The 23,633-nt window shown below is 74.8% G+C and carries 18 protein-coding genes; 6 read left to right on the top strand and 12 right to left on the bottom strand.

The genetic code is table 11. From position 1 onward, the window contains the following. Window positions 1-329: 329 nt before the first annotated feature. The 3 genes from OYE22_RS06270 to OYE22_RS06260 form a co-directional block, all read right to left on the bottom strand. Window positions 330-1,601 (bottom strand): ribonuclease D, encoded by a 1,272-nt coding sequence (locus tag OYE22_RS06270; protein WP_277319483.1) that lies wholly within the window; start codon window positions 1,599-1,601, stop codon window positions 330-332. A 355-nt stretch (window positions 1,602-1,956) separates the two neighbouring features. Then, window positions 1,957-2,619, bottom strand: coding sequence for a response regulator transcription factor (locus OYE22_RS06265; RefSeq protein WP_176164609.1), 663 nt, complete (start codon window positions 2,617-2,619; stop codon window positions 1,957-1,959). Window positions 2,620-3,214: 595 nt separating this feature from the next. Beyond that, window positions 3,215-3,880 (bottom strand): DUF3000 domain-containing protein, encoded by a 666-nt coding sequence (locus OYE22_RS06260; RefSeq protein ID WP_277319482.1) that lies wholly within the window; start codon window positions 3,878-3,880, stop codon window positions 3,215-3,217. Between the two features lie 91 nt (window positions 3,881-3,971). On the opposite strand from OYE22_RS06260, the gene hemE reads away from it, so the two are divergent. Further along, entirely contained in the window at window positions 3,972-5,048 is a 1,077-nt protein-coding gene (gene hemE, locus OYE22_RS06255) for a uroporphyrinogen decarboxylase (RefSeq protein ID WP_277319481.1), read from the top strand. A 93-nt stretch (window positions 5,049-5,141) separates the two neighbouring features. On the opposite strand, the gene OYE22_RS06250 is transcribed toward hemE, so the two are convergent. The 4 genes from OYE22_RS06250 to OYE22_RS06235 form a co-directional block, all read right to left on the bottom strand. Beyond that, complete coding sequence (locus OYE22_RS06250) at window positions 5,142-6,554, bottom strand: FAD-dependent oxidoreductase (protein ID WP_277319480.1); 1,413 nt, start codon at window positions 6,552-6,554, stop codon at window positions 5,142-5,144. Between the two features lie 173 nt (window positions 6,555-6,727). Further along, window positions 6,728-7,690, bottom strand: a complete 963-nt coding sequence (locus OYE22_RS06245; RefSeq protein ID WP_277319479.1) for a hypothetical protein — start codon at window positions 7,688-7,690, stop codon at window positions 6,728-6,730. A gap of 269 nt (window positions 7,691-7,959) precedes the next feature. Then, on the bottom strand, window positions 7,960-8,802 hold the full coding sequence (locus tag OYE22_RS06240; protein WP_277319478.1) for a hypothetical protein: 843 nt from the start codon (window positions 8,800-8,802) through the stop codon (window positions 7,960-7,962). A gap of 139 nt (window positions 8,803-8,941) precedes the next feature. After that, window positions 8,942-10,132: a thiolase family protein gene (locus OYE22_RS06235; protein WP_187089247.1), complete on the bottom strand. Its 1,191-nt coding sequence runs from the start codon at window positions 10,130-10,132 to the stop codon at window positions 8,942-8,944. Between the two features lie 357 nt (window positions 10,133-10,489). Between OYE22_RS06235 and hemG the strand changes: the two genes are divergently transcribed. Both hemG and hemQ read left to right on the top strand, forming a co-directional pair. Further along, entirely contained in the window at window positions 10,490-11,911 is a 1,422-nt protein-coding gene (gene hemG, locus OYE22_RS06230) for a protoporphyrinogen oxidase (RefSeq protein WP_277319477.1), read from the top strand. A gap of 96 nt (window positions 11,912-12,007) precedes the next feature. Further along, a complete protein-coding gene (hemQ, locus tag OYE22_RS06225) occupies window positions 12,008-12,724 on the top strand; it encodes a hydrogen peroxide-dependent heme synthase (RefSeq protein WP_277319476.1) in 717 nt (238 codons plus the stop codon). Window positions 12,725-12,900: 176 nt separating this feature from the next. On the opposite strand, the gene OYE22_RS33380 is transcribed toward hemQ, so the two are convergent. The 3 genes from OYE22_RS33380 to OYE22_RS06210 form a co-directional block, all read right to left on the bottom strand. Continuing rightward, window positions 12,901-13,938 (bottom strand): TIGR04222 domain-containing membrane protein, encoded by a 1,038-nt coding sequence (locus OYE22_RS33380; protein WP_348652185.1) that lies wholly within the window; start codon window positions 13,936-13,938, stop codon window positions 12,901-12,903. Between the two features lie 199 nt (window positions 13,939-14,137). After that, on the bottom strand, window positions 14,138-15,163 hold the full coding sequence (locus OYE22_RS06215; protein ID WP_277319475.1) for a TIGR04222 domain-containing membrane protein: 1,026 nt from the start codon (window positions 15,161-15,163) through the stop codon (window positions 14,138-14,140). Continuing rightward, the gene (locus OYE22_RS06210) at window positions 15,160-16,788 is read right to left on the bottom strand and encodes a DUF692 family multinuclear iron-containing protein (protein WP_277319474.1); all 1,629 of its coding nucleotides are present in this window, start codon (window positions 16,786-16,788) and stop codon (window positions 15,160-15,162) included. The genes OYE22_RS06215 and OYE22_RS06210 overlap by 4 nt, the downstream gene beginning before the upstream one ends. A 457-nt stretch (window positions 16,789-17,245) precedes the next feature. Here OYE22_RS06210 and OYE22_RS06205 point away from each other — a divergent pair, with 457 nt between their 5' ends. Continuing rightward, window positions 17,246-19,495 (top strand): transglycosylase domain-containing protein, encoded by a 2,250-nt coding sequence (locus OYE22_RS06205; RefSeq protein ID WP_277319473.1) that lies wholly within the window; start codon window positions 17,246-17,248, stop codon window positions 19,493-19,495. A gap of 124 nt (window positions 19,496-19,619) precedes the next feature. Here the strand turns inward: OYE22_RS06205 and OYE22_RS06200 are convergent, their stop codons facing one another. Further along, the gene (locus tag OYE22_RS06200; protein WP_277319472.1) at window positions 19,620-20,846 is read right to left on the bottom strand and encodes a hypothetical protein; all 1,227 of its coding nucleotides are present in this window, start codon (window positions 20,844-20,846) and stop codon (window positions 19,620-19,622) included. 153 nt (window positions 20,847-20,999) lie between these two features. Then, a complete protein-coding gene (locus tag OYE22_RS06195; protein WP_277324008.1) occupies window positions 21,000-21,659 on the bottom strand; it encodes a peptidyl-tRNA hydrolase in 660 nt (219 codons plus the stop codon). 323 nt (window positions 21,660-21,982) lie between these two features. Here OYE22_RS06195 and OYE22_RS06190 point away from each other — a divergent pair, with 323 nt between their 5' ends. Beyond that, on the top strand, window positions 21,983-22,957 hold the full coding sequence (locus tag OYE22_RS06190) for an ATP-binding cassette domain-containing protein (RefSeq protein ID WP_277319471.1): 975 nt from the start codon (window positions 21,983-21,985) through the stop codon (window positions 22,955-22,957). Continuing rightward, a complete protein-coding gene (locus tag OYE22_RS06185; protein ID WP_277319470.1) occupies window positions 22,954-23,622 on the top strand; it encodes an ABC transporter in 669 nt (222 codons plus the stop codon). Before OYE22_RS06190 ends, OYE22_RS06185 begins: the two co-directional genes overlap by 4 nt. Window positions 23,623-23,633: the final 11 nt, after the last annotated feature.

The following is a 23,633-nucleotide window of genomic DNA, read 5'->3' as shown; positions in this document are numbered from 1 at the left end:
TTCGCTCGCCACCGGGTACGGCGCGACCGGTGCCGCCCCCAAAGGGCCGACCCACCCGGGACCCGCGGCCACCGGTCACCAGGCCCGACGCGCGGCCCGGGGCCGACCCGCGGGCCGACTCCGCCGCGACACCGGGCACCCGCTGGCTCGCTCGCCTCACGGGGCTGGCCGGATACGCCGGGCAGGTCACCCGGCAGAGCTCACCGCAGGCGTAGCGGCGGGGCTCACACCGTCATGCTACTTACGGGTAACCAAGCTGCCCACCCCCCACGGGCTAAGCGGCGCAGATCACACCGACCGCTCCCACGCGCGGCGACACGCGCGTCAGCTCACGCCGTCGGCAGCAGCGCGCCGGTGAGCGCGGGCGTGACCAGGTCGACCTGCCAGGGCCTGGCCCCGTACCCCGTGAGCACCTGCGCCACGCTCTCCACCGTGGCCTCGGCCGGCGGCTCCCAGCACAGCCGGCGCACCGTGTCGGGGGTGATCAGGTTCTCCTGCGGCAGGTTCAGCCGCTCCGCGAGCGCGCTCACCGCGGCGCGGGCCGCGGCCAGCCGGGCGGCGGCGGCCGGGTCCTTGTCGGCCCAGGCGCGCGGCGGCGGCGGGCCGTTCAGCGGCGCCCCCGGCTGCGGCAGCTCCGTCTCGGGCAACGCCCGGGCCCGCTCGACGGCCCCGTGCCACTGCTCCAGTTGACGGCGGCTCATCCGCTGCCCGAAGCCGGGCAGGGCGGCCAGCGCGCGGGGGCTGGTCGGCATCGCGAGGGCGGCCTCCACGATCGCGCCGTCGCCGAGCACCTTGCCGGGCGAGACGTCGCGCCGCTGCGCGATCCGGTCCCGGGCCTCCCACAGCTCCCGCACCACGGCCATCTGCCGGCGCTTGCGCACCTTGTGCATGCCCGACGTGCGCCGCCACGGGTCCTTGCGCGGGGCGGCCGGCGGCGCGGCGGCGATGGCCGCGAACTCCTGCTGGGCCCACTCCAGCTTGCCCTGCTCGGTGAGTTCGGCCTCCAGCGCGTCCCGCAGGTCCACCAGGAGCTCCACGTCGAGCGCGGCGTAGCGCAGCCACGGCTCGGGCAGCGGGCGGGTGGACCAATCGACCGCGGAGTGCCCCTTCTCCAGGGCGTAGCCGAGCACGTTCTCGACCATCGCGCCGAGCCCCACCCGGGCGAAACCGGCCAGCCGGCCCGCCAGCTCGGTGTCGAAGAGCCGCTCGGGCACCATGCCTATATCGCGCAGACACGGCAGGTCCTGGGTCGCGGCGTGCAGCACCCATTCGGCGTCGGCGATGGCCGCGCCCAGCGCGGACAGGTCGGGGCAGCCGACCGGGTCGATCAGCGCGGTTCCGGCCCCGGCGCGGCGCAGCTGGACCAGGTACGCGCGCTGTCCGTAGCGGTAGCCGGAGGCGCGCTCGGCGTCCACGGCCACGGGGCCCGAACCGGCCGCGAAGGCCGCGATGACCTCGGCGAGCGCGTCGGCGTCGGCGACGACCGGAGGGATGCCTTCCCGCGGCTCCAGCAACGGGACCGGTGCCGATGGGCTGTCCGGGGGGCCGCCCCCGGTGGTTCGCAGTGTCGTCTTAGCTGCGGCTTCTTGGGCGTCGGTCACTCATCAAGGGTATAGGTCACCTGGGGCGGTGACCTGCCCTGATTCCACTCTATGGGCGCTGACCTGCGCCAACCACGCTCCGTAGTTCCCGCCCCGGCCCGGCGGGCCCACATCTGCCGCCCACGGCCGGCTCTCGGCCTCAGGTACGGGCCGCACAGGATCGTCCTTCGGGCCGTACGCCGCCCGGCGCGCGGGGCCCGGCGACCCCGCTTCGGCGGACACGACACGCGCCCGCCGACGGAACGTCTCCGCAGACGGGCGCGGGGTCACGGGGCGGGCGCGGGGTTGCGAGTGGGCGAGGGTGGGGGCGGGTGGGGGCGGGGGGCCGGACGGGGGATCGGGGCGATCCCCCGGGTCAGTGGATGATCCCCGTACGCAGCGCGACGGCGACCATGCCGGCCCGGTCGCCGGTGCCCAGCTTGCGGGCGATGCGCGCGAGGTGGCTCTTGACGGTGAGCGCGGACAGGCCCATCGAGACGCCGATGGCCTTGTTGGACTGGCCCTCGGCGACCAGCCGCAGCACCTCCACCTCGCGCCCCGACAGTTCCCGGTAGCCACCGGGGTGGCCGGGCGCGCCCGGCGGGCGGCGGTGCAGCCGGGCGGCCGCGGCGCCCACGGGGGTGGCGCCGGGACGGCCGGGGAGGCCGAGGTTGGTCCGGGTGCCGGTGACGACGTACCCCTTGACGCCTCCGGCGAGGGCGTTGCGCACGGCCCCGATGTCGTCGGCGGCCGAGAGGGCCAGACCGTTGGGCCAGCCGGCGGCGCGGGTCTCGGAGAGCAGGGTGAGCCCCGAACCGTCGGGGAGGTGGACGTCGGCGACGCAGATGTCGCGCGGGTTTCCGACTCGGGGGCGGGCCTCCGCGATGGACGACGCCTCGATGACGTCACGCACTCCGAGCGCCCACAGGTGGCGGGTGACGGTGGAACGGACTCGGGGGTCGGCCACGACCACCATGGCGGTCGGCTTGTTCGGGCGGTAGGCGACCAGGCTCGAAGGTTGCTCTAGAAGAACAGACACCAGGCCTCCTGAGGGAGTGGCGAGAACGGACGCCGTGCTCGGGGGCAAGCGAGGCGTTCCGGGTGGGAAGGGTCATGTGATCCTTCGGCAGCTCAGGTGCCCGGCTTTAGGGATTGATCACGAAATCCTGCGTAACAATTCGGGTCATTACGGACCAGGGGAGTGTGGCTCACCGGGTGTCGGGGCGGCCCGAAGCCGGACAGGGCGGGGTACGCGAGGTCGTCCGGGAAGGGCCGCGCGCCCACGCCGATGGCGTACGCCCTCGCCGCGAGACGGGCCCGGGAGACGGCCCGCGACACGGCCCGGAACGCCGCCCTCCGCCGCGCCTCCCGTGGCCCTCGACCGGCCGCCGTCGCCCACGTCGCCGTCGTCCACGTCGTCGTCACCCACGGCCGTACGCGCCCCGCCAGCCGGCCACCGCGCGACCGCGTCATGCCGTGGCACCGGGTGCCAGGAGAAGAGGTGCCCGACCGCCGGGGCCGGGCGCGCCGAAGCCCGTTCGATGGCCGGGCTCGGCGCGGTCACCGAGGGGCGGCCCGGCGGGCGTCGTCCGGGGGCGCGGCTCGGCGGCTGGGGCGTGTCGTCGGGGCCCGGCTCAGCGGGAGAGGGGCCCCCGGCGCTGGGGGAGGGTGACGACGCTCGGGTCGCCGGCGCCCACCGGTGGCAGGCCCGCGACCTGACAGAGCAGGTCACCCCAGGCGGAGAGGTGCGCCGCGGTGTCGGGCACCGGGCTCGGACCGCCCCGCCGGTCCGGGTCGCCGCCCTCCGTCGGGGTCCAGGAGGCGCGAATCTCGATCTTCGTGGACGGGGGGCGGTCGGCGAGCCCGCCGAAGTAGTGCGAGCCGGCCCGGGTGACGGTGCCGCTGGGCTCTGCGTACGCCACGCCGCGCGCCGCCAGCGCCCCGGTCAGCCAGGTCCAGCACACCTCGGGCAGCAGTGGGTCGGCCGCCATCTCGGGCTCCAGGTCGGCGTGGACGAGCGTGACCATGCGGAACGAGCCGTGCCAGGCGTCGTGCCCGGCCGGGTCGTGCAGCAGGATCAGCCGGCCCTCCGCCAGCTCCTCGTCGTCCACGACGACCGCCGCCTCCAGCGCGTAGGAGAACGGCGCGAGGCGCCGGGGTGGGGGCGTCGAGTCGATCTCCAGCTCGGGTCGCAGCCGCGCGTCGCGCAGTCCGGCGACCGCGTGCCGGAACACGAGCGGGGTGCCCTCCCCGTCCGCGTCGTCCGCACCGTCAACGAGGTGTCCGTGAGCCGCAGCCATGCGGGGAAGACTAGGCGGAGAACGGAGCTTGTTCGGGTAGGAACACCCGCATGGGCGGGTCACTCGTTCGGCCCGTGCGAAGATTTGGGACATGAGCGCCAACTCCCAGCCGACGAGCCAGCAGCAGACCGGCCGCACCGCGGCCTACGACTCCGCGTTCCTGCGGGCCTGCCGGAGGGAGCCGGTGCCGCACACGCCGGTGTGGTTCATGCGCCAGGCGGGACGCTCGCTGCCCGAGTACCGGAAGGTCCGCGAGGGCACCGCCATGCTGGAGTCCTGCATGCGGCCCGACCTGGTCACGGAGATCACGATGCAGCCGGTGCGCCGGCACGGGGTGGACGCCGCGATCTACTTCAGCGACATCGTGGTGCCGCTGAAGGCCATCGGCATCGACCTCGACATCAAGCCGGGGGTCGGCCCCGTGGTCGAGAAGCCCATCCGCTCCCGGGCGGATCTCGAACAACTTCGGCCACTCACGCCCGACGATGTGAAGTACGTCACTGAGGCCATGGGGATGCTCGTCGGCGAGCTGGGCAGCACCCCGCTGATCGGCTTCGCGGGCGCCCCGTTCACGCTCGCCAGCTACCTCGTGGAGGGCGGTCCGTCCCGTAACCACGAGCACACCAAGGCGCTCATGTACGGCGACCCCGAGCTGTGGGCCGACCTGCTCGACCGGCTCGCCGACATCACGGCCGCGTTCCTCACCGTGCAGATCGAGGCGGGCGCCAGCGCCGTGCAGCTCTTCGACTCCTGGGTGGGCGCCCTGGCCCCCGCGGACTACCGGCGCTCGGTCATGCCCGCGTCGGCCAAGGTCTTCGACGCGGTGGCCGGCTTCGGCGTGCCCCGCATCCACTTCGGCGTGGGCACCGGTGAGCTGCTGCCGCTGCTCGGCGAGGCGGGCGCGGACGTGGTGGGCGTGGACTGGCGGGTCCCGCTGGACGAGGCGCGCCGCCGGGTCGGCCCGGGCAAGGCGTTGCAGGGCAACCTCGACCCCGCCGTGCTGTTCGCGCCGCGGTCAGCGGTGGAGGCCGCGGCGGACGAGGTGCTGGCGGCGGCCCGTGACCTGGAGGGTCACGTGTTCAACCTGGGCCACGGCGTGCTGCCGACCACCGACCCGGACGCGCTGACCCGCCTGGTGGCCCACGTCCACGAGCGGACCAGCCGCTAGCCGACGTACGGCGCCTGACCCGCCGCGCCTCCGCCCGGCCCGCCGGCCCCGTCCGGGGCGCGGCGAGCCGGGCCGCGCGGCGCGGCGCGGCGGTCAGCGTCCGCCGGCGGCTCGCTCGACGTCCCGGGCCACCGCGGCCGTCGCCTTGCGGGCGGCGACCAGGACGGGGTCCCAGACGGGCGAGAACGGCGGCGCGTAGCCGAGGTCGAGGGCGGTCATCTGCTCGACCGTCATGCCCGCGGTGAGCGCGACCGCCGCGATGTCCACCCGCTTGCCGGCGCCCTCGCGGCCGACGATCTGGACGCCGAGCAGTCGCCCCGTACGCCGCTCGGCGAGCATCTTCACGGTCATCGGGCGGGCGCCCGGGTAGTAGCCGGCCCGGCTGGTGGACTCGATGGTGGCCGTGACGAACTGGAGCCCCACCGATCGCGCCTGCTGTTCGAGGAGCCCGGTACGGGCGATCTCCAGGTCGCAGACCTTGCTCACCGCCGTGCCGACCACGCCCGGGAAGGTGGCGTAGCCGCCGCCGACGCCCGCGCCGATGACCTGGCCGTGCTTGTTGGCGTGGGTACCGAGGGCGATGTGCCGGGTGCGGCCCGACACCAGGTCGAGCACCTCCACGCAGTCACCGCCCGCCCAGACGTTGTCCTGCCCGCGCACCCGCATGGACAGGTCGGTCAGCAGCCCGCCGAACTCGCCGACCGGCAGCCCCGCCTGGCGCGCCAGCGTCGTCTCGGGGCGCACGCCGAGGCCGAGCACGACGATGTCGGCGGGGTACTCGGCGTCGTCGGTGACCACGGCGCAGGCCCGGCCCTCGCCGTCGGTGCGGATCTCGGTCACCCTGGCCTCGCGCACCGTCTCGATGCCCAGGCCGCACATCGCCTCGTACACCAGGCGTCCCATGTCGGGGTCGAGCGTGGACATGGGCTGTTCGGCCTGGTCCACGACCGTCACCCGGTAGCCGCGCTGTACGAGCGCCTCGGCCATCTCCACGCCGATGTACCCCGCGCCGACGACCACCGCCCGTGGCTGCTCGCCGCCCTCCACGGCGCGCAGCGCGTCCAGCAGCGCCTGGCCGTCGTCCAGGTTCTGCACCCCGTACACGCCCGGCGCGTCGATGCCCGGCAGCGGGGGCCGGATCGGCCGCGCGCCGGTCGCGATGACCAGGTCGTCGAAGCCGGTCCAGGCATCGGTGGCACCGGGTGCCGCGAGGTCGCGGGTGCGCACCCGCTGCCGGTCCAGGTCGATCTCGGTGACCTCGGTGCGCATCCGCAGGTCGATGGAGCGCTCACGGTGCTCCTCGGGCGTGCGCGCGATCAACGCGTCGGGCCCCTCCACACTGCCGCCCACCCAGTACGGGATGCCGCAGGCGGAGTACGAGGTGAAGTGCCCCCGCTCGAAGGCGACGATCTCCAACTCGTCGGGCCCCTTGAACCTCCGTGCCTGGGACGCGGCGGACATCCCCGCCGCGTCCCCTCCGATGACCACCAGCCGCCGAGCTGCCATGCCGCGTGCTCCTTACGCCGTTCCCGGGTGTGCCGGCCCCACGGTACGTGGCCTGCGGTGCGGGGCTGGAGTGGCGTGGGGGGCGGGCCGCGGCGCGGCGGCGGAGGCCCTGCCCGGGCGCGGCCGGGCGGGGCCTGGTCGGCCGCGGTGACCTCGACTTCGGGGCGGCTGGACTAGCCAGCGCCCATGCCGAACTCCGCAAGGATGTCGCCGAGTTCGGACCAGTCCCAGTCGGTCCCGTCCTCGATCTGGTCGGCGGGGGGCGGGTCGATGCGGAAATCCTCGGCGACATCCAGGTAGGTCGTGGTGGACTCCACGGGCCCGTCGGCCGTCTCGCCGCGCAGCCTGTACCGCTTGGTGGTCTTGGTGGTGTCGTTCATCCACACGTCCGAGGTGAAGCGCGTGATCCCCTGGGACTCGTACCGCTTCGCGAGGGACAGGAGGCTCAGGCGCTGGGACGGTCTCGTCTCGTCCTTGGCCATGGTGCGCAGCTCGGCGGTGCTCACTCCGTTGTGTAAGCGGTAACGCGTGGTACGCACACCGTCGATGGTCTCCGTGCCGATCTTGGGCGCGTCCTCCAGGCGCTCGGGCATGCGCGTCGTGCCGGCCGCCCCCACCCCCGCCTCCGCAGGGTCGTCAACGGGACGCTCCCGATCCGCGTCGCGTGCCTCCTCCGGTGGTAGCTCGTCGGTCACCTTGACCCATGGTCTGTCTTCCGTTGCCTCCACGATCTCGCCCTTGAGGTAGAGGGTGTTCCCGACGACCCGTAGCTCCATGACGGGTTCCCCGCCCTCGACCTGCATGTGCATCCGCCGGCTCATCGCGCGGGGCTTCACGGTCATCGCTATCTCGGAATGCAGGCGCCCGTACGCGGTGTCCCGGGTGGTCACCCGCATGCGGATCGCGTTGATGTCCTTCGTCCGCCGCGTGGCCTCGCGCGGGGGCTCGGCCTTCGCCGCCCGGTCGACGCTCGCCGTCGGGCTCGGTCGCGCGGTCGGCTTCGCACTGGGCTTCGCACTCGGCTTCGCACTCGGTTCCGCCGTCGCCCGCCGCTGCACGTCGGCGAGGGACGACGACGAACCGCAGCCGGCCGCCCCGCCGCACAGCAGCAGGCTGCCGAGGACGGCGCCGATCATCCGCGTGCGTCTTTGTTCGCGCGTGCGTAAGGCATTGGCCATATATCCCACCCCTGTTCGTTATGGAGCGCTTTGTGCGCAACCTGCGGACTTTAGCGCACGCATAACGGACGGTTGGTGGAGGGTGGCGGTGCCGGCCCCTGGCTCAAATGCCCAGCGCGGGCGGGCACTTGGTGGGGCCGTGTCGGCGGGCCGGGCTCGGGGCGCCGCGCGGGGCCCCGAGCCGTCCTGGTGCTAGCCGCTCGTTCCGCTACGTCGGGCCGACCGGCTCACGATCCGGTCGGTGGCGGGTCGATGCTGAACCCCGAGTTGATGCCGTCGTAGGTCAACACCATCTCCATCGGCCCGGCGGACGACGCGCCCTTGAGCACGTACTGCCTGGCGAAGCCGTCGGCGTCGATCCACAGTTCGGCCGTGAACCGCCGTACGCCCCTCGCCTCGTACTCCGCGACGCGCCGCGCTCGGTGCGCGCGCAGGGTCGGGTCCTTGACGTGGGCGAGTTCGGCGCGGAGCGCGGCGACGGTCAGGGCGCCCCGGTAGCGGGTGGTCTCGGCGCCGTGGAAGGTTTCGGCGCCCACCCGGCGCACGCCGTCGAGTCGCGCGGGCGGCGACGAGGGGCCCATCGGGTTCCGCAGCGCCTGGTCGGCCAGGTGGTCCCAGCCGCCGTTCACGCTCGGCGCGCCACCCCGCCTGACCCAGGGGCCGTCGCTCGACGCCTGCGCGTACGTGACCCCGTCGACGACCCGCTCGCGCGCCCGTACGTCGGGGCTCTCCTCGGGCGCGAAGTCCTCCCGGTCCATGCTGAACGGCTTGAAGGTCAGCGCCGCCGTGCTGGCCCGCATGGTCTCGCCGGGCATCTCGACGCTCAGGGTGACGCGGAGCGAGGTGACCTGTTGGAGCCGGCGGGCGGCCTCGCGTACGGCCTGCGCGGGCGGTACCGGGGCCGGCGACGTGCTCGCGCGCGGGCTGACACCCGCCGGTCGGGGGTCGTCGTCGGCGGTGGACGACGAGTCGCCGCAGCCGGTCGCCGCGCCACACAGCAGCGCGGCGGCGATCACCGCGACCACCGCCCGCTTGGGTCTGTGGTGTCGCGTACGTAAGCCAGTGTTCATGTAACCCACCCCTGTGCGCAGTTGGGCCCCTGTGGCCCGGCGCGCGGACCCTAGCGCGCCCCGGCACAGGCGCCCGGGGTGGGGCCGGGAACGCACACCCGAACCCACCCCGGCCGTGCTCGACTCCGCGCCCCCGGCGTCAGCGCTCCAGGACGAGGGCCTGGCCCTGGCCGACCCCAATGCACAGGGCGGCCAGCCCCACGCCCGAGCCGGCGGCGGCTAGTTGGTGGGCCACCGAGCCGGCCAGTCGGGCGCCGGAGCAGCCGAGGGGGTGGCCGATGGCGATGGCCCCGCCGCGTGGGTTGACGATCTCCGGGTCGAGGTCGGGCCACTCGGCCAGGCAGCCGAGCGCCTGGGCCGCGAACGCCTCGTTCAGCTCGAAGGTGGCCAGGTCGGCGAAGGTGTGGCCGCTGCGCTCCAGGACCTGGCGCACCGCCCGCACCGGGCCGAGGCCGAAGTACTCGGGCTCGATCCCGGTGACCGCCGTCGCCCGCACGCGGGCCAGCGGCTCGCGCCCGCTGGCCCGCAGCCCCTCCTCGTCGCAGAGCATCAGCGCTGCGGCGCCGTCGTTGAGCGGCGAGGAGTTGCCGGCCGTCACCGTGCCGCCCTCGCGGAACGCGGGCCGCAGTCGGGCCAGCGCGTCGAGCGAGGTGTTCTGCCGGATGGTCTCGTCCCGGTCGAGCGAGGCCGCCGGGTAGGCCACCACCTCCGCGTCGTACGCCCCGTCCTTCCAGGCCCGGGCCGCCTTGTCATGGCTGGCGAGCGCGAACGCGTCCTGGGCCTGCCGGCTGATCCCGTGCCGGTCGGCGATGAGTTCGGCGCCCTCGCCGAGCGGGATGGTCCACTGCGGCGGCATCTTCGGGTTGGTCATCCGCCAGCCGAGCGTGGTGTTCAGCAGCGCCTGGTTGCCGGGCGGGAACGGCCGGTCCGGCTTGGGCAGCACGTAGGGCGCGCGGCTCATCGACTCGACGCCGCCCGCGATCACCACCCGCGCGTCGCCGACGGCCACGGCGCGCACCGCCTGCACGACGGCCTCAAGCCCGGAGGCGCACAGCCGGTTGACGGTCGCGCCCGGCACCGACACCGGCAGCCCGGCCAGCAGCACCGCCATCCGGGCCACGTTGCGGTTCTCCTCGCCCGCTCCGTTGGCGTTGCCGAAGTACACGTCGTCGATCCGGGCCGGGTCGAGGGCGGGGGAGCGCTCCACGAGCGCACCGAGAACATGGGCGGCGAGGTCGTCCGGGCGTACGCCGGACAGCGCGCCGCCGTACTTGCCGATCGGCGTGCGAACTGCGTCGACGATGTACACGTCGCGGAGGCGGTCATTCATGCGGTGGTGGTCCCTCGTGTGAAGGTGAGCCGGTGGATGACGGTCGTGCCGAGGACGGTGCGGGATTCCCGGGGCGGCCCTGGTGGGCGGCGGTCCGGTCGAACGGTGGGGTGGTTCAGCCGGTGCGCCGCGGCCGTCCGGCGTCATCGCGCGGCGGCCGGGCGGCGCGCAGCACCCAGCCCACCGACCGATCGTCCGTTCGGCGGGTGGGGATGCTCGTCCGTGCCGCTCACCCTGCGCTGAGTCTCCGCACCCTGGCACGCAGTGTCAATGGGGTCCGCTCGGCTGTCACCCAAGGCCGCCGCCGGGGGGTGGGGGTGCGACAGCCGGGCCGGGGTGCGGTGAGAGAGTGGGGGTATGAGCGAAACGCGCGTTCCCGCCTCCCAGGTGCGTCAGGTGGTCGTCATCGGTGGCGGCATCTCCGGCCTGGCCGCCGCACACCGGCTCACCGGCGGCGGCGCGCGGGTCACCCTCCTGGAGGCGAGCGGGCGGCTCGGCGGCAAGCTGTACGCGGGCGAGATCGCGGGCGTCCCGGTGGACCTCGGCGCCGAGTCCATGCTGGCCCGCCGCCCGGAGGCGGTGGAGCTGGCCCGGGCCGTGGGGCTCGCCGACGACCTGCGCCCGCCCGCGGCCTCGGCCGCCGACCTGTACACGCGCGGCGCGCTGCGCCCCATGCCCACCGGGCACCTGATGGGCGTCCCGGGCGACCTGGCCCCGCTCGCCGCCTCCGGCGTGCTCAGCGAGGCCGGCATCGCCCGGGTCCGCGAGGACGCGACGCCGCCCCCGGTCGAGCTGGGCGACGACGTCGGCATCGGCGACTACATCGCCGCCCGGCTCGGCCGCGAGGTCGTCGACCGGCTGGTGGAGCCGCTGCTCGGTGGCGTGTACGCGGGTGACGCGTACCGGATCTCGATGCGCGCCGCCGTGCCGCAGCTCTACGAGGCGGCGCGCGCCGAGGGCTCGCTCACCGAGGGCGTGCGCGCGCTGTTGCGCCGGTCGGCCGAGGCCGCCCCGCCCGGCCCGGTCTTCATGGGCATCGACGGCGGGATCGGGCGGCTCCCGCTGGCCGTCGCCGACGCGGTGCGCGCCCGGGGCGGCCAGGTGCGCACGCACGCCCCGGTGCGCCGTCTGGCGCGCACCGGCGCCGGCTGGAACGTGATCACCGAGGACGGTACGGCGTACCCGGCCGACGCCGTGCTGCTCGCGCTGCCGGCCCCCGCCGCCGCCCGGCTACTGGCCGCCGACGCGCCGGGCGCCGCCGCCGAGTTGTCCGGCGTCGAGTACGCCTCGGTGGCGCTGGCCACGATGGCCTTCCGGCGCGCGGAGGTGGCCGTGCTCCCGGACAGCCGGGGCTTCCTGGTGCCCTCCGTGGACGGCCTGACGATCAAGGCGTCCACGTTCTCCAGCAACAAGTGGGGCTGGGTCGCCGACGCGGACCCCGACCTGTTCGTGCTGCGCACCTCCGTCGGCCGGCACGGCGACGAGGGGGACCTGGAGCGCGAGGACGCCGAGTTGGTCGAGCGGTCGCTGGCCGACCTGCGCACCGCGACGGGGCTGACCGCTCGCCCCGTGGCCAGCCGCGTCGAGCGCTGGACGGGCGGGCTGCCGCAGTACCCGGTCGGCCACCTCGGCCGGGTCGCCCGGGTGCGCGAGCAGGTGGCCAAGCTGCCGGGGCTGCGGGTGTGCGGCGCGGTCTACGACGGCGTGGGCATCCCGGCGTGCGTGGCCAGCGCGCACGCCGCGGCCGACGAACTCCTGGCGACCACGCCCGCCACCTGAGGACTTCCGACAGAGCCCGCGACCGTGCCCCGCCGCGGGCACCGGGCCCTGCCGTGGGGTACTGCCGGACGCAAGTGAAGAGTGAGAAGAGGAACGATGACTGCTGCTCCAGACAAGACGCCGAACGCCGGCAAGCGGGCCAAGGACCTGAACGAGGTCATCCGCTACACCCTGTGGTCGGTCTTCAAGCTGCGCGACGTGCTGCCCGCCGACCGCGGCGGCTACGCCGAGGAGGTGGAGGAGCTGTACGCCCAGCTCGCCGCCGCCGACGTGACGGTGCGCGGTACGTACGACGTGTCGGGGCTGCGCGCCGACGCGGACCTGATGATCTGGTGGCACGCGGAGACGGCGGAGGCGCTGCAGGACGCGTACAACCGTTTCCGCCGCACTCGGCTCGGCCGCGCCCTTGAGCCCGTCTGGTCGAACATGGCGCTGCACCGCCCGGCGGAGTTCAACAAGTCGCACATCCCCGCGTTCCTCGCCGACGAGGAGCCCCGTGAGTGGGTCAGCGTCTACCCGTTCGTGCGCTCCTACGACTGGTACCTGCTGCCGGACGAGGACCGTCGTCGGATGCTCGCCGACCACGGCAAGATGGCGCGCGGCTTCCCCGACGTGCGGGCCAACACGGTGCCCGCGTTCTCGCTGGGCGACTACGAGTGGCTGTTGGCCTTCGAGGCGGACGAGCTGTACCGGATCGTGGACCTGATGCGCCACCTGCGGGCGTCCGAGGCGCGGTTGCACGTCCGCGAGGAGGTGCCGTTCTTCACCGGCCGTCGCCGCCCCGTGGCCGAACTGGTCGCCGGCCTGGCGTAGTCGCGCGCCGGGCGCGCACCGGCGGCGCGACGGCGACGCGGCCGGGCGGGGGCTCGCGGTCGAGCCCGCGCCGGCGCCGCCGTCCTGTGGGCCCGCCCCGGCGAGTGCGGGCCGCGCCCGTCGGACCGCCCGGGGCCGTCGCGGGCTCCGGGCAGGCGGGTCGCGGGCGGGGCGGGTCAGGGTAGGGCGCGGCGTCGGCCGCCGCGCAGCGCGGCGCGGAGCGCGGGGTCGGACAGGCCGGCGGCGCCGTGGATGGCGAGGACGGTGAGCGCGGCCCGCTCGGCGCGCTCGGCCGGGCCGTTCGGGTCGTACGGTTCGCCCGGCACCGGGCTGCCGGCAGGCACGCCGCGCTCCGCCGGCCCCTCCGCACCGGCGGTCGCCGGCGCCGCGTCGTCGCCCGCGCCGGGACCGGCGGGCGGCTGGTCGTCGGCACGGTCGCCCCGGTCATCCGCGTTCTGCCCAGCGTCCCGGGCGCCCGGGACGCCTCGGTCGCCGGGGTGGGGCGCGGGCCCGTCGGCCGGTCGGGCCGCGCCGCCCGGCAGCCGGTCCTCGCGCGGCGGCACCAGGATCTGGCCGAGCCGCTGTTGACCCGCGGGGGAAGCCCACCGGGTGTACGGGTGGACCTCGACGCGCGCTATGGCCAGGCAGCCGGTGGTGGCCACCAGGGGCAGCGCGAACCACGCCGCGACCGTGCCCGTGCCGGTCTCCGGCGGCACCATCACCAGCGCCGCGACCGCGGTCACCAGGATCAACGCGCAGGCGCCGCGCACGTGGGCGATCGCGGCGGCGACCCCGGCCCGGGCCGCGTCGGGCACCGCGAGGCCGGCCATGACCAGTCGGTCGGCCAGCGCCCGCACCGGTTCGGCGGCGGCCACCGCCGAGCGCACCGGCGGCACGGGCGCCTGCCCGGCCGAGCCGATGGCCTGGATCAGCGAGCGCTCCATCTCGTCCCGGCCCACCGGGTCGACCACGGTGACCCAGCCGGTGTGGGCGAGCAGCAGCCGCCGCTCGCGGTGCATGGCGACGAGGGCCAGATCGCTCACCCGGTACGGGCCGCCGGACAGGAACGCCGCCTCGTACAGCGTGAGAGCACGGTCTCGGCCCGACGGCGCGGCGTCGGGACCTTGCGCGGCGGCGACGGCCGCCTGACAGAGTCGGGCACAGGTGACAAAGGCCGCGACCCAGGCGATCACAAGAAACAGGACCCACAGCATGGCCGATTCTTACTCGGCCAATTCCGGCTCCGCCATGCCTTGTTCACGATACGGGCCAACAATGTGCGACCGGTGACCGTACGTGCGCGCCGCGCCCACGGTTCGGGGAGAGCGCGAGGTACGGGTGGCCGCGGCCCCAGGGCGCGGGGCGGCGGATGGGGCGGCGCCGTGGGCCGTGGCGTTCGCGCCCGGTCGTCGGTCAGCCACCGCAGCCTCCGCAGCCGCCACAACCGCCTCCGCACCCACCGCCTCCGCCTCCGCATCCCCCGCCGCTACCCCCGCACCCAGCGTCGCCCCCGCCCGCCCCCGCCCCGCACGAGCCCGTGCCGCAGCCGGCGCCCCCGCTGGAGCCTCCGCCGCCGGCCGCGCCGGCGCGTGCCGACTCGCCGGGCGCCGAGCCACACCAGGTGACCTCCATGACCGCCGGCACCGCCACCGCCGCCGCGCCACCGGCGACCAGCGGCGCGGCGTAGCCCGTCCGCGCGGCCTTCTGGAGCAGGGTGCGCAGCTTCCCGCTGATCTCGCGCGGCCCCTTGGCCGCGATGCGGTTCATGGTGGCCGGTATCCCGTCCCCGGCCTCGGAGCCCGTCGTCGAGGCGTACGTGAAGAAGGCCGCCTCGCCGGCCGGGGTGAGCCGACCGCCGACCGCCACCACGCAGACCAGCCCGCCGACGAAGCCGACGGCCAGCGAGGGCAGCAGCGCGCCGAGCGTGGAGCCGACGGAGTCACCGAGCCCGCCGAGGCTCAACACGAGCACGAGGAAGGCGAGCGCCAGACACGTGAAGGCCAGCGTGCGCGCCCGCCGTCGCCAGTGCCGGATGACGGCGGGCCGCACCATAAGGCCCCGCTCCGCGAGACGGTCGCCGATGCCCTGCACGGTGGCGCTGCGCATCACCTCGCCGCGCAACCGGCCGAGGCCGCCGTGCGGGGAGCGGGCGTGCGCCGCGAGGACCTCGCTCTCCACCGGGTGCCGCGCGACCGGCTGTTCGACGATGACCACGCCCGGGTCCCCGACGCGTATCCGCCAGTCGGCGTGGAGCGCGTACAGCGCCAGGTCCGCGACCCGGCCGGGACCGCCCGCCAGGAACGCGGCCTCCCACACGTCGTCGGGCCGCTCCGTGCGCACCGTGGAGAGGGTGCGGCGGAAACGCCACACGCCCACGACTAGGGCGAGCAGCGCGCCGCCGACCACGACGGCCAGTGCGATCGCGAGTACGGTGATCATCGCTTTCTCCCCAGGACGAGTCGGGCGGCGCGCAGCAGCCGCGCCACGGGGTGGGTCGACAGCGGGGCGGGCCCCGAGCGCTCCCGCCACCAGGCCGCCAGCCGTCGGTGCACCACGGGGTCGGCGAACTCAGCGGTCGCCAGCAGCCGTTCGACGAAGGCGAGCGCGTCCCGCCGGTAACCGCCGCGCAGCGGCCGGTGCCGGGCGTACGCCACGAACGCGGGCCGGTACGCGGTGCCGAGGATCTCCGGCAGTTCGGGGGCGATCCTGGCCACCACGTCGGCGCGCTTGGCGATCAGCGCCCGGCTCTGCACGCGCAGCCGCCCGCGGTCGAACCCCTCCGGCGCCGGCGTGCCCGCGACCAGCGCGGACAGCAGGGCGGTCTGCGCGAGCGCGAGCCGCTGCCGCTCCGCGGCGTCGGTATCCGGCGCGGCGGTCGGGGCCGTGTCGACGTCCGGCTCGCCCGGCGCGTCCGGCGTGGCGACGGGGTCCACGGCGGACAGGGGGCCGGGCGCGGCGTGGTGGCCCGCGGGTCGGGCTGTCGGGGCGGCGGCGGTCGCGGTGGTGGTTACGGTCGCGGACGCTGCGGCGCGGGCCGCGCCGGCTCCGGGCGCCGGGTGCGGTGTCGCCACGCGCGCCGTGGGCCGCGCCCCGTGTGCCGAGGCGACCGGCTGGCGGGTCGGTCGCGCGGACGGCGCGGGCGAGCGGGGCGCGGGGACGGCCGTCAGGTGCGGCAGGGCGCGCGCCGGGGGAACCGCGCGGCGCGCCGAGGGCGCGGCCGGGGCGGGCGCCGGCACGGCCGGGGTGGTGGCCACGACGGCGCGGATCGCGTCGAGTTCGGCCGCCAGCTCCGCCGTGGGCGGGAACGCCTCGTCGCGCTCCAGGAGCACCCCCGGCGGCGCCGTCCGGGAGCACAGCTCCGCGAGCACGTCCAGCACCGGCTGGGTGACCGGGTGGGCGTGGCTGTCGTGCCACACGCCGTCGCGCTCGACGCCGCCCGCCACGTGCACGTAGGCGATGGCCCAGGTCGGCAGCGCGTCCAGGGTGCGGGCCGGGTCCTCGCTCCGGTTGACGTGGTTGGTGTGCAGGTTGGCGACGTCGATGAGCAACCGGACGCCGGTGCGCTCGACCAGTTCGGTCAGGAACTGGCCCTCGGTCAGCTCCTCGCCCGGCCAGGAGATCAACGCGGCGATGTTCTCCAGGGCCAGCGGCACCGGCAGCGCGTCCTGCGCGATGCGCACGTTCTCGCACAGCACCGCCAGCGCCTCCCGGGTGCGCGGCACCGGCAGCAGGTGTCCGGCCTCGATCTCCGGCGACGCGGTCAGCGGCCCCCCGCCGCGTACGAACGCGATGTGCTCGGTGACCAGCGGCGCGGACAGCGCCTCGGCGCGCTCGGCCAGGGCGGCCAGCCGTCCCGGGTCCGGTCGCGCGGCCCCGCCGAGCCCGAGCGAGACGCCGTGCGGCACCACGGTCGTGCCGCGCTCGCGCAGGGCGGTGAGGGCGTCGGGGACGTGGCCCGGGCAGATGTTCTCGGCCACCACCTCCACCCAGTCGATGTCGGGAAGGCGAGCGATGTCATCGGCGATCTCCGGCCGCCACCCGATTCCGGTCCCCAGTCGTTTCATGGTTGCCCCCCTGGAAGAATGCGCGCGTCCATCCGCGATGGGAAGAGTCTTGGCCCCCCGTAGGGGGGACGAACCCCGTCCGCGTTCGGTTCAGAGCTTCTTCTGAGGTTGCTCCGGGGGCGATCTCCATGCGGTCCCAAGGGGGTTGGGCGCCCGGCGGTGGGGTGGTGCGCCGGCGGGCGTGGGCGCGCTCCCGGGGAGCGCGGCGAGGTGCGTAAAGGGGCTGTGGGCTTGGTTTTCGTGCGGCCCGGGGCGGGTTGAGTGATGATAGGCACGCGAGTTGGGATGCGTAGATTGCGCTCGTGCGGGTCCGCTAATGTCGGCACTGCTACGAACTTGTGCGGTTCTCTTGCGAAAGCTGTTCACAAGGCGCCATAGAGTCGGACGGTTGTGGGGGCGCGGATCGGTGCGGATGCGTGCCGGGTCCGCCGCGTCGCATTCGGGACGTAGGAGAGACGTGCGGATCGGAAAGCTGTTCGCGGCGGCCAAGGCGCGAAAGTCCGGGGGGCCGGACGGCCCGGACGGGCCCGGGCAGTCGGGTGCGCCGACCGCCGCGCCGGGCCCGGCGTACGGGCACGACGACGCCCACACGATCACCCTCGGCATCGTCACCCCCGGCAGGGCAGCGGCCGGCGACAGCCACGTCCCGCCCCGCCCCGGCACCGCCCCCACGACCACCGCCGCCGGGGCGGCGAGCGGGCAGGGCGGCGCGACCGGCAGGGGTCGCAGGCGCAAGGCCCGGCCACGGCGCGGCCCGTCGCTGCGCCGGCCCCGGATCGACTACCCGCGTGCGGGCCGACGCGGCGTGCGCCGGTGGTTGCCCTCCTGGCGGCTGACGCTCGGCACCTTCCTCTTCGTCTTCGGCGCGCTCTCGGGCGTCGTCGGCTACGCGTACTCGCAGACCGAGATCCCCGCCGACCTCAACGACTTCGCCACCCAGCAGGACAATGTCTACTACTGGGCCGACGGCACCGAAATGGGCCGGACGGGCCAGATCAACCGGCAGGCCACGGCGCTGAAACGGGTTCCCGAGGACGTGCGGTGGGCGGTGCTGGCGGCCGAGAACGCCTCGTTCTACTCCGACAGCGGCGTCTCCCCGACCGGCATGTTCCGCGCCGTGACGCGCATGATCACCGGGGGCGACACCCAGGGTGGTTCGACCATCACCCAGCAGTACGTCAAGAACGCCTACCTGAACCAGCGGCAGGACCTTTCCCGCAAGGTCACCGAGATGTTCATCGCCATCAAGCTGGACAACAAGATGAGCAAGGACGAGATCCTGGAGGGATATCTCAACACCAGTTGGTTCGGGCGTGGCACCTATGGAATCCAGCGCGCCGCCTACGCGTACTACCGCAAGGACGTCTCCGAACTGACCGTGAGCGAGGGTGCCTTCCTGGCCACCCTGCTCAAGGGCGCGGGAATGTACGACCCGCACCTCAGCGACGCCAACCACCGGCGCGCCGTGGAGCGCTGGGAATGGGTGCTCGACCGCATGGTGGAGATCGGCAAGCTCTCCCGTTCCGAACGCGAGCAGATCACCGAGTTCCCGGAACCGCGCAAACCCCCCAAGCCGGTCGGCCTCGACGGGCAGACGGGATACCTGGTGGAGACCGCGCGGGCCTACGTCGCCGCCCACACCGACATCGAGCCCGCCGACTTCGACCTCGGCGGCTACCAGATACGCACCACCTTCGAGAAGCCGAAGGTGGAATCGCTGGCCGCCTCGGTGAAGGAGGTCCGCGACGACCTGCGGCCGAAGGAACGCGAGGCCGATCGCGAACTCCACATCGGCGCCGCCTCGGTGGAGGCCGACGGGCGCATCGTCGCCCTCTACGGCGGCCCCGACTACGTCAAACAGGGCTTCAACGACGCCAACGCCTCCAACGTGCCGGCCGGCACCGCCTTCGCCCCCTTCGTCTACGCCGCCGGACTTCAGGAGGGCGTGCTCAAGGAGCGCGGCGAGAGCCGGAAGACGATCACACCCGCCACCGTGTACGACGGCGACGACAAGGCGGCCCTCCAGACGCCGGAAGGCCCGTACTGGGACCGCGCCGGCAAGATCGTGCGGGCCCGCAACGATGATGCCAAGTCCTGGGGTGACATCAGCCTGCACCAGGCGCTGGTCAACTCGGTGAACACGCCGATCATGCAACTCGGCATGGACGTGGGTCTGGACCGGGTGCGCCGCACCGCCACCACGGCGGGCCTGTTGCCCAGCAGCTTCGGCGAACAGGTGCCCGCCCTCTCGCTCGGCACGGCCAAACCCAGCGCGATCCGCATGGCCAGCGCGTACGCCACCTTCGCCGCGCACGGTATGCATACCGAGCCGTACTCGGTGACCCATCTGACCCGCAACGGCGACGCCGTACCGCTCGACGTGCCCAGCGGTAAGCGGGCGCTGCGGGCCGAGGTGGCCGAGGCGGTGGACGGGGCGCTCAAGGACTCGCTGCGCACCGGCGCGGCGAGCGCGGCGGGCGATGTCGGGCCGGGCGCGGCCGGCAAGGCGGGCACTGCCCAGGACCGCACATCGGCCTGGTTCGTCGGCTACCGGGACGTGCTCGCCACGGCCGTGTCGATCAGCAGGCTCGACCCCAAGACGCACGAACTGCTGCCCCTTGACGGGGTGGGCGGCGACCCGTCGGGGAAGACGGGCGCCGGCTACCCGCTCGCCATCTGGCGCGACTACCTGCGCTCCTCGCCCTGACGCCCGGCCGACCGGGCCACCAGCCGCCGCCCGCCGGGCGGGGCCGGTGGCGGGCCGGCCACGGCGGGGGCGCGGGCGGCCCGGCCGGTCGCGCGGCAACGGCCGGGACGCCCGGGGGCGGGCGCTACTTCAGGAACGTCTTCCAGTCCGGGGCCTGCGCCGGGTCGAGGCCGCGGAGCTTGGCGAGCACGTCAGGGTCCTGGGCGTCGAGCCAGTCGGCGAGCTGCTTGAAGGACACGCAGCGCACTTCCTTGCGCGTGCACGCCTCGCGCATCACGTTCTCGATGGCCTGCATGTATATGCCGCCGTTCCAGTTCTCGAAGTGGTTGCCGATGAACAGCGGGGCCCGACTGCCGTTGTAGACGCGCTCGAAGCCGTTCATGTACCCGCCCGTGGTCAGGTCCAGCCACTCGTCGTACTTCGCCGGATCGCCCTCGGTGCTGTCCCCTGACTGGTTGTAGAGGAAGTTGAAGTCCATCGAGAGGACCTGCTTCTCGCTCTTGGGGTACGGCAGGAGTTGGAGCGGGAAGTTCCACACCCCGTCGATCTTCGTCGGCCAGATCTGGAAGTCGCCCGGAGAGCTCGCGTCATAGCGCCAGCCGAACGACTTGATCGCCGGTATCAGCGTCTTCTGCCCCTCCAGGCACGGGGCCCGGCCGCCCACCAGTTCCTTCGTGTAGTCGAAGGGGAGCGGGTCGATGTCCGTGAAACCGGTGTTGGTCTTCCAGTTCTGCACGAACGAGTACTGCTGCTTGATCTCGCTCTTCCACTCGTCGACGCTCCAGTCGTCGCCCCCCTTGGCGCCGCAGAAGTGCCCGTTGAAGTGGCTGCCTATCTCGTGCCCGTCCTGCCACGCGCCACGCAACTGCTCCAGCGTGTCCCGGATGTGCGGATCGGTCGCGAAGGATATCGCCGCGCTGCCCGGCTTGTGCTGCGGCGGGCGGTACAGCTCGCGCTTGGACTTCGGGACCAGGTACATCCCGGTCAGGAAGAACGTCATCTTCGCGTTGCTGTCCCGCGCCACCTGACGGAAGTGCGAGAACAGCCGGTCGTCCCCCTGGAGCGCGCCGTCCCAGGAGAACACGATGAACTGCGGCGGCCGCTGCCCCGGCTTCAGCTTCGCGGGCTTGGGCTGGTGCGGCTGCGGCCCGGTGTAGGACGTGGAACCGTCCCCGAGCACCTTGACCTTGCCGTCCCAGGGCTCCTCCGTCGGCTTCGGCTTGCCGTCCCTGCCCTTGCCGTCGGCGCCGAGCGGGCCCGGGAGCGTGGGCCGGGCGCCGGTGGCGGTGGCGGATTCCTTCTTCCCGTCGTCGGAACCACCACGGGAAAGCCCTATCGCGACGGCGGTCACGGCACACGCCGAGACGATCGCGACCGCCGTGTAGAGGGTCTTCTTCGACGGCTTCGACGATTCACGCGACGAACGCGCTCTACGTGACTTCTTCCGGGACGTGCTCAACTTCGCCCCCCTGGGCACCAGTACAGATGTTCTCGTGCCTAAGTATCACAGTTCCCGGGGGCGTTTCCGAAGGGCCGGGTGGTCTGCGACGATCGTGCACGAACCGGGAGCGATCTCCGTGAACCCGGCGTCCCGCACCACCGGCAGCCCGCTGCCGACCAGGGCCCGCCAGCGCTCCGGTGGGGCCACCCGCACCGCCAGTGCGAACCCCGACCGGCGCCAGGCCGCGCGCTGCTCGTCGGTCAACTCCCACCAGGCGAGCTGCGCCCCGTGCCCGGCCTGGGCCATCGCCTTGCCGGCCGACATCTCCAGCTCCGGGCTGAGCCACAGCACGGGCAGGCCGGGCTCGGGCTCGGCCGGCGCGGTGGGCTCGGCCAACTCGGTGCCCGAGACCTGGAGCTTGGCCAACTCCTTAGGCCAGCCGTCCAGCGGCACCGGCGGGAAGACCCGCACCTCGGCGCTGGCGCCGGTGACCGTGATCCCGGGCAGCTCCGCGGCCCGCCGCCACTCCGCGCCGCGCGCCCGCCGCACCACCTTGCGGATGCGGGCGTCCTCCCAGTCCCGTACGGCCTTCGCCCACGGCCCGTCCGCCGCCGTCGCCCGCTCGTCGGAGAGCAGGGTCAGCACGGCGCGCGCGGCGACCTCGAGGGCGTCGGTACGGGCCGGGGGAGCGGCCTTCTCCACCCGTACCACCAGCGGCAGCACGTACTGCGGAGCGGCGTCGCGGTCGGTGGCGGCGCGCGGCTGCCCGGCCGCGTCCGGGCGGGCGGCGGCGTCGCCTGGCGCCGTGGCGGGCTGGGTGGGGGAGCTGCCGGGGGTGGCGGGGGAGGCGTCACGGCCGGCGTCGGATGCGGAGCTGATCACGCGCTCCAGTCTGCCAGCCCGCCCCGAAGCCCCCGCACGCTCGTGCGCCCGCCGCGCACCCGGCCGGCGCGGTCCCGGAGCCTGTCTGGGACCCGCCCGGGGCTCGTCCGGACCGGCGCTCCCGGCCCGGTCCGTGGCCCAGGGCCTCGGCTAGGGTCGGCGCCATGAGAGCGCTACGACCGCCGCCGGGCGAGCCGCGAACGCCGCTGGCGCTGGAGGGCGTTGGCCGTCGGTACGGGCCGCGCGGCCCGTGGGTGCTGCGCGACGTCGAACTCGCCGTGCCGGCCGGGACGCTGCTGCGGATCGTGGGGACCAACGGCACCGGCAAGTCCACCCTGTTGCGGATCGTCGCGGGCATCGACCAGCCCACCGTCGGCCGCGTGCGGGGCCGGCCGCGCACCGCGTACGTGCCCGAGCGCTTCCCCGCCGAACTGCCCTTCACGGCCGTCGGCTACCTCACCCACCTGGGCCGGGTGCACGGCCTGCGCGGGCGGCGCGCCGCCGACGCGGCGGCGCGGTGGTTGGAGCGCTTCGGCGCGGCCGGGCACGCCCGCACGCCGCTCGCCGAACTCTCCAAGGGCACCAGCCAGAAGGTCGCCGTCGCCCAGGCGCTGCTGGCCGACCCGGAACTGCTGGTTTTCGACGAGGCGTGGACGGGGCTCGACCAGCGGGCGCGCGGCGAACTCGACCGCGCGGTCGCGGAGCGGGTCGCCGACGGCGGCGCGGTGGTCTTCGTCGACCACGACCCACGACGGCTCGCCGGCGTGGCCGACGCCGTCTACCGCGTCCACGGCACCGGCCTCGCCCCGTGGGGCCCGGACGGGCCGCTCACGGCGGATGGTGCGGCCGGACCGGGCGCGGCGGGCCGGCGGGTACGGATCGAGGCCGTGGGCCCGCCGGGCGCCGCGCCCCCGGACGGGCTGCCCGGCGCGCCCGAGGTGGCCGGCGCCCCGGACGGCGGCACGGCGCTGACGGTGTCCGCCGCGTACTCCGACGCGCTGCTCCGCGCCCTGCTCATGGCCCGCCCGCCCTGGCACATCCGGGCCGTGACCGCACCGCCCACGCCCGACGAGCCGCCCGCGTCCGGCGGGTCGGCGGGGCGCGCGTCGCACTCGCCGAAGCCCGAGGGCCGCCCGTGACCGCCCTGTTGCGCTACCAGGCGGAGCTGCTGGTCCGCTCCCACCGACTGCTGCCCCCGCTGCTGCTGTACGGGATCTTCCTGGTGATCGGCGTCCAGTCGGGGCAGCCGATCCTCGACTCGCTCGGCTACACCGCCGCCGGCCTGCTGCCGGTGGCCGCCTGGCTGGTGCGGGTGTGCGTCGCCGGCGACCCGCCGGCCGCCCGGCAGGTCGCGGCCGCCGCGACCAGCCCGGCCCGGGTCCACCTGGCGTGCGTGCTGACCGCGCTGCTGTGCTCGACCGCGCTCGGCGCGCTGGCCACCGTGGTCGTCGCGCGGATCAGCGGCGCGCACAGCGCCGACCACCGGGTGGCGGTCCCGGTGGGCGAGGCGACCGTCGGCGGGCTGCTGGCCGCCGTCGCCTGCGCCATGCTCGGTACGGCGGTCGGCGCGCTGTGCAACTGGCCGCTGCTGCGCCGCCCCGGTTACGCCCTGCTGGCCACGGCGCTGGCCGCGCTCGTGGCCCTGGTCCAAGCCCCGTCGCCGGCCCACGCCGCCGTGCACGACCTGGTCAGCGGTTCGCACAGCGGGGCGGTGCCGATGCCGGTGCCGGCGTGCGCCGCGGCCGCGCTGCTGTGCGCCGCGGCCACCGCCGTGGCCTGCGCCCTCAGCTCGCGAAGGGCCTGAGCGCGCGTACG

The organism is Streptomyces sp. 71268 (assembly GCF_029392895.1).
Classification (GTDB): Bacteria; Actinomycetota; Actinomycetes; order Streptomycetales; family Streptomycetaceae; genus Streptomyces.
Note: the sequence above shows the minus strand (reverse complement) of the source record. Positions and strands in the feature narration are given on the sequence as shown.